The organism is Parendozoicomonas sp. 209JJ7-1 (assembly GCF_058147085.1).
In genome coordinates, this window is record NZ_JBYVJU010000049.1 from 1 (window position 1) to 2,436 (window position 2,436).

The following is a 2,436-nucleotide window of genomic DNA, read 5'->3' on the forward strand; positions in this document are numbered from 1 at the left end:
AATTTAAACGGCATAGACTGTAAATTTTTACGAAACATAGACGGCGCTACCTAAAAAGTAATGAGCTCAGATGTTTGTTGCCAGCCTTGCACAATAAAGCCGATGTTTTTTGAGGTTGTACGCAATTGTTTGTTTTGTGATATGTGCACAATGATTATGCTGGCGTTGGCAACTCGAAGGCCAGAACACAGAGCCAAAACGCCGCAAACGCTTTACTCAACACCGACACAAATTTAAATTGCGGCGCAACTCAGGGAAAAAACTCCAATCTCTCCCAACGCCAGCCAACACAATAAAGGATGTTACTTTTCAAACTTGAAGTTGATTTTGCTTCGCCTAACGCTTGGTTCAGGTGCGCCGTAGGCGTCACCTGGAACCACTTGTTAAGTGTAATTTTGCACTGCACTGTTATATTGATCTGCAATGGCTACAGAAAGTATATCTTATTCCATCAACAGTCCCTTGTTTATCAGAGCTTCTTGAAAACAGCTCACCTTTTTCAATGGTGCGTTTACACTCCAAACACTTTAAATCAGATTCAGCCTCAAGAATGGCAAGAGGTGAGCTGGTTTTTATATCACTTCTCCATCTTGCTTTAGGCATTAAACGAACTCAGCTTCTTTATGTTGAAGGGCTTGTTCTCTGTGCTTTGGACAGTACAAGTCTGGTGATGAAAGGACGAATTTTTGAGGCTTATCAACTCTGAATCCGTTATTTGCCATTGCCTTACAAGGAGAACCATTTTTGTTTTTCCCTTGGCAATTCCAGCCACCAATAAATTCTTGCCAACGTAGTAATGTATTTTTATCTACATCATAAAAATTGGCTGCAAATTGCTCAGCGTCTTCAGTAAAAAGCTCGATATCTTCTGCCTTAAGAGAAAGAGTGCCGATAAGCGGATTGGTTCCAGCAAATTCGATACCTTCCTTTCTCAAGTTTTCTAAAAACTTCTTTTGGTGTGGAGTTAATTTCATTTTTCTCTTCTCCTTGATCCCTGATGTTTACTCGAACTTGCCAATTACACTTAACGCCTAAATCAGGTGCGCCGTAGGCGTCACCTGGATTTACTTGTTAGCTCTGTTTAGGTTTTCTCGAATCTCTGACAGTCCGAAGTAGTGCGCGATATTCGTTCGTATCTTCAAAAGGTGTAACTATGCAGTAAGCGTCTTTATTTTTAGTGACATATAAACCCTCAAAGCAATTGGGGTTTGCTTGCTTTGAAACCTTTACAGCGCACATATAATTTCCAAGATAAAGTCTTTGATGTATAACGTTTTCATATCGTCCTGGCATCGGATTTAGGATTCTTGTTTTGTTTGCTTCTGCATCAAACCGGTAAAGAACGACTCTGAAAAGTGATTCATCAGGAATTTTATGATTTTTAATGGAATCTCTTAGCTTTTCCTCGAAAGGACCTAGTTTTACTTTCTTAAACATATCGTGTTGTGAAAGTGAAGCTCTGAGTAAAACAGAACAAACAAATAAGATTAACTTTTCATAATCAAAAGAACCTAGGTTGTATCCAACCTTTTCTGATCCATTTTTTATATATTTATTTTCGTCTATTTCTTGATTGAAAAACTCCAACCCGTAGTCATCCCAAGGAGAGAATATACGCTCGCACTCTTCACAAATTATATTTGGATCGTAAACGCCAATTGGTGATTTTTTAGGATATTCGCCTGGAGTTTGATTGATAATCACAGATGTTTTACCAGATGTATTTACCAATTCATAAAAGCTCTTTGGGATAATGTGAGCTTTTATAAGTTTCTTGTTTTCTCCGCATAATTTGCAAGACATGTGATTTTCTCGATGAGTACTCCAAGGAGCTAACGCCAAAATCAGGTGCGCCGAAGGCGTCACCTGGATTTACTTGTTACATGCGTGATTTAATTAGATAGATCACATAGTTTTAGCTCATGGCTTTTAGTATCAAAGTATTCCTTTGAAACAAGTGCAATTTGAAAAGCCCCAGCGCACTCTTTACCTGCTGCCTCTATAGCTGAACCAATAAAACCACCGAACATAGTCGCAGCTAGATTTTCATTTCTTGGTGTGATTTCAAAGTAGTAACTTTGCCCTGTTTCAGTAGAAAATTTTAAACTGCAAACCCCGGGTGCATCCCACATATCTGTTTCAATTTTGTGATCACCCTTTGGAAGGTATGAATTTAAAAAACCACCATAAGCACATTCGCCTACCTTTTTGTCATTTATTTTTATTGAGGCATCTCGACCTGAGTAAACACTTGAATCCTTTGTTCGAAATACTGTTATTTGAGATTTATCTCCAGAAGTTTCGAAATCTTCATGAAGATTTGCATCAAATTTTTTACCTGTTGCAGAGCAACCCGAAATAATTATTACAGCAATTAAGATGAAGATTTTTTGCATGATACTTCTTATTGGTTGGATGTAAAGTTGGTAAAGCATG

Annotated in this window: 3 protein-coding genes; all 3 read right to left on the minus strand. The window is 38.1% G+C overall.

The annotated features are described in order from the left end of the window. Positions 1-602: 602 nt before the first annotated feature. Positions 603-974 carry a hypothetical protein gene (locus tag ACY2RQ_RS19140; RefSeq protein ID WP_490114612.1) on the minus strand — a complete coding sequence of 124 codons (372 nt, stop codon included), beginning with the start codon at positions 972-974 and terminating at the stop codon, positions 603-605. A 97-nt stretch (positions 975-1,071) separates the two neighbouring features. Further along, positions 1,072-1,803, minus strand: a complete 732-nt coding sequence (locus tag ACY2RQ_RS19145; RefSeq protein ID WP_490114613.1) for a hypothetical protein — start codon at positions 1,801-1,803, stop codon at positions 1,072-1,074. A gap of 89 nt (positions 1,804-1,892) precedes the next feature. Further along, a partial coding sequence (locus ACY2RQ_RS19150; protein WP_490114614.1) for a hypothetical protein occupies positions 1,893-2,436 on the minus strand: 544 nt, incomplete at its 5' end.

Excerpts from the sequence above, each read along its gene's own strand:
- ACY2RQ_RS19140 (WP_490114612.1), bottom strand. The coding sequence starts at position 974 with ATGAAATTAACTCCACACCAAAAGAAGTTTTTAGAAAACTTGAGAAAG.
- ACY2RQ_RS19145 (WP_490114613.1), bottom strand. The coding sequence starts at position 1,803 with ATGTCTTGCAAATTATGCGGAGAAAACAAGAAACTTATAAAAGCTCAC.